Genomic DNA, 3,252 nt, shown 5'->3' on the forward strand with positions numbered 1-3,252 from the left:
TTGAATACATCGAGGTTGATTATAATCGGACAAGAAGGCACAGTGCTCTTGGGTATCTAAGTCCAGTTAACTTTGAAAATAAAAATGTCGCTTAATGAAGTGTCCAGTCTGGCTGGAGCAGATCAATACTAGCTCCAAGCTCAAGAACCTCTTCAGTAATCCTCTCGTCTGAAGAACCAATAACTGCCTTTTGAGCTGAATAATAAATTCGAACAGCTAAATCCATATTGCCAGCAGATAACGAGTAAAGTTTATTGTTCAAACTCGGGGTCAGCGGCGTTTCAACATTCGTCCACTGTAAACACCAAAGTTCATCCACAAACAATTTCCACTCATCATCATTCTTCATTAGCTCTACATCGAAGTAACCACTACTTTCCGCTCGTCGCCCTGATTTAAAACTCAGGCTTAGAAGTACATCGAACGGAGGGTTTGCACAGAAAAGTATAGGGATACCTAAATTGTTAACTAAGTTATGCAAAAAGCCTAAAAGTCGATCGGCACCGCCTGCTTTAGCTTGGTTTAGGTTTTGCATTTCATCAATAACCAAAATGCCGAGGAAATTTGACTTCATTTTCGATTCAATTTGTTGAAGTAAAAGAGCTATCGTTCCCGCTGGTTTTGTGGGAGGGTGTCCTAATTTTTGATCGATTTGCTCTAATATACGATGGCAAAGACCTTTAACACTCGAATCATCTGGACAATCGACTTTTATCCACACAACCTGCGGCATTGCTAACACTTTGTTCTGGTAGGAGCTATGTTTTATGACGTCAGGAAAACAGTGTAGTACCTGTTCAAGCATGCAGGTTTTACCTACTCCGCTTTCACCAATTATTGTTATTCCACTGCCTTTAGATTTAAAAAAACCTGTTAATGGTTCAACATCAGGTCGATTATCCGAAGAATAATGTAGATAGTTCATTGTTGTGGGGGATAAAGGATTTTTTTCTGAATACCCCTCTTTGATTGCCGTTTCGATGGCTCTAAATACATCAAAATAGAGAGGTAGTGGCTGTCTCAGCGTCTTTAATCGGGTGAGATAATCCAACCTTTCAATTGCCTCTAACTTTGTTTCCTCAATGAGCCTATCAGGGTAATTACTCAGCTTAATAACTAACTCATCATCCTCAACCTTAGGTGGCAAAGCTTCAATCAAAGGATTACCACGATGCTCGGGTAATATGGCTTGATGGTAAATGGCATCTTCACATCTCATTATCATTAGCCCTTTTTCGCTTAAGCATGGAAATTACTTTTCTCTTCTTGTCATCAAGATGCTCACTAGGTATATCTGCTTCCATATTAGGCTTAGCTTGATGAAATTGGGGTTCTCCGTCCCCAATCCTCTGTTCAAGAATAGCTTCCCTTCTCCTTGCTTTCATGCCCCTTGTTCTCTCAGATTTTGAACTCAGCGATGGAGACAATGCCGCTTCTTCTTTTGCAGTTTCGATAACCTGATTTCTTCTCTGGTGACGCTCTATCGATTTCGATGTTGGCTTAGCTTTGATTTTTTCCAACTTAATCCAGTCTTCAAAATACAAGATGTCTGCTTGATGCCTATGAGCAAAATTAGCCGATTCCTTCATCAGGTAACATCGGGTAAAGCCACTAACTTCTTCAAGCCTGACAAATATGAAACTTGAATTATCATGATCAACTAAAGCATCTAGTTGCCATGAACCATTATTTCTCGCGATTACTTTCCAAGTATCAAAATCAGCATGATCTGACTCATAATACATTTGATCGTTTAGCCGAATACCTTTGCCTGTCATGGTCACTTTTACTGTTGGTAATAGGCGAGAACGAATATGAGCCTCGTCAGCTCGACTTAAAGCATGACGCTGCGCTTTAACATGTAGATTCCAATAGTTTAGAGGGGTTGGAGAAAGCCCTGATTCAATAAGCAATGTACTTTGCTTAGCTAAATCTTTAAAAATTGAACTGTTGTGCTCTAAAACTTCATCAATAAGGAGCTTGGTTATTTCTCTGAGCGTAAAAGTAGCATCTAACCTTGGGTCTCTATCACTTCTGATGTAATGCCGTCCTTTCGTCGTCCCTAGCAGCTCATGGACTAGCTTCTCGTTCAAGATATTGAAACGATGTTCGACTATACCTTTCAATTCCGCCCTGTATGGTGGAGCAATACTCAAGTGGCCAATCAATGGCACAGCGAGATTTTCGGCATCCTGACAAATAAACTCTCCTCGATCACAAAGCAATCGTTGAGGTATGTGGTTACAAGGCCAATCAGCTTCTTCTATTTCAATGCCAAATTCTGCGCAATACTCTTTCTTAGAGGTAAAGCTGTTGATTAAAGCCTGCCGACCAGCCCTCCAAGAAGCGTATTCGATGGAGACATGCAGCCCGACAATCATTCGACTTTCTTTATCAACCACACAATAAACGGTTGGTCTCCCCAATACATGATGTCTCTGAAAGTCAGATACTATATGTACATCCAAAACTGTTGCATCCAATTCAAAGCAACTGCCAGGAACTTCTGTATGATCGGTAGCTGAACCTTTTAAACCTCGCTTATTGCGGTCAAAGTCACCCTGATTTGTTTGTTTACGTATTAGAATGTGCGCTGGAACTAGTTTTTTGGCCCAATAAACAAACGCTCGATAATTAGGTACTAAAGCTTCTCGTGACTCAGATTCAGCAGCAATTAGCTCCTCTGCATAATATTCTTTGAGCATTTTGTCATATACACGACTGAACTTAACTTCTTCACCTTTGAGTCCAAACTCCTTCATCGCCTTAAGAAACAAAACCTTATCGTGCTCAGTGGTATTAACACCTTCAGGGACTTCAATACTTGGACTGGAGAGTTGTATCGGAGAGCCACGTTTTGCTACACCAGCGACTCTAGATTTACCTCTACCCCCAGAGTTCTTATAGCTCGGTAAGAGTGCATTTCGTTCTTGACCATATTTCCAATAAAGATTTAGTGCTCGATAGATATTCTGGACATATGTGTTGTGGGCTTTCGCATGTATAGAAATAGCTTTACTACGAGGTTGCTCAACCAAATTTAGCAAAAAATAGGGATCAGATACTAATTCACTAATAAGTCGATATTTTTCATCTCTTTTTACAAGATAACTCTCTGAAATATCGTCTGATCTGCTCCAGCCAGACTGGACACTTCATTAAGCGACATTTTTATTTTCAAAGTTAACTGGACTTAGATACCCAAGAGCACTGTGCCTTCTTGTCCGATTATAATCAACCTCGATGTATTCA

General features: G+C 40.3%; 4 protein-coding genes. 1 reads left to right on the forward strand and 3 read right to left on the reverse strand.

The genetic code is table 11. The features are described 5' to 3' along the window. Positions 1-95: IS3 family transposase (locus EXZ60_RS18595; protein ID WP_182761394.1), on the forward strand; the 95-nt coding region annotated here is incomplete at its 5' end. On the opposite strand, the gene EXZ60_RS18600 is transcribed toward EXZ60_RS18595, so the two are convergent. The 3 genes from EXZ60_RS18600 to EXZ60_RS18610 form a co-directional block, all read right to left on the reverse strand. Next, positions 92-1,219 carry an ATP-binding protein gene (locus EXZ60_RS18600; RefSeq protein WP_277436132.1) on the reverse strand — a complete coding sequence of 376 codons (1,128 nt, stop codon included), beginning with the start codon at positions 1,217-1,219 and terminating at the stop codon, positions 92-94. The two genes, EXZ60_RS18595 and EXZ60_RS18600, sit on opposite strands and share 4 nt — an antisense overlap. Continuing rightward, positions 1,209-3,047, reverse strand: a complete 1,839-nt coding sequence (locus tag EXZ60_RS18605) for a transposase (RefSeq protein WP_277436133.1) — start codon at positions 3,045-3,047, stop codon at positions 1,209-1,211. Before EXZ60_RS18605 ends, EXZ60_RS18600 begins: the two co-directional genes overlap by 11 nt. A 111-nt stretch (positions 3,048-3,158) precedes the next feature. Next, positions 3,159-3,252, reverse strand: a 94-nt coding sequence (locus EXZ60_RS18610) for an IS3 family transposase (protein WP_182761394.1), incomplete at its 5' end; no start/stop codon positions are given.

The sequence above is a fragment of the Vibrio sp. 1151_11 genome (assembly GCF_029478525.1).
GTDB lineage: Bacteria > Pseudomonadota > Gammaproteobacteria > Enterobacterales > Vibrionaceae > Vibrio > Vibrio anguillarum.